We start from the raw sequence: 463 nt of genomic DNA on the forward strand, positions 1-463 counted from the left end.
CCATTAGAAGGTTTTGTGGAAGGTCAAGGTCCGCAACAGCCAAAAGTGATGCTGATTGGGGAAGCCCCTGGAAAAGAAGAAATTAAAGAAAACGTACCATTTATAGGGCGTTCAGGTCAATTGTTGATGGAACAATTACAACAAGTTGGCTTAAGTCGTGAAACGGTGTATATCACCAGTGCGGTTAGGAGTCGGCCTTTTTCTGTAAAAACGAAGCAGATTGCAAAAACGGGAGAAAGAGTAACCAAATTTCCTAATCGAACGCCAACCAAAGAAGAAATCAAAATTTTTGCACCTTTGCTTGATTGGGAAATCGCTGTTTGACAACCTGAACTAATTTTGACACTGGGGAATATTGGGTTGCAACGACTTTTAGGACCAAAGCCAACAATCACTGCAGTGCACGGAACGGTCATTCAGTCGCCCATTCAAACATTTGATGAGCAATCACAAAACTATCATT

General features: G+C 41.7%; 1 protein-coding gene. It reads left to right on the forward strand.

Annotated elements, in window-relative coordinates; all coding sequences use genetic code 11:
- Window positions 1–324, forward strand: a 324-nt coding sequence (locus ACU8YE_RS25000; protein WP_446930238.1) for a uracil-DNA glycosylase, incomplete at its 5' end; no start/stop codon positions are given.
- Window positions 325–463 lie beyond the last annotated feature (139 nt).

It is taken from the genome of Ralstonia sp. VS2407, from assembly GCF_052950655.1.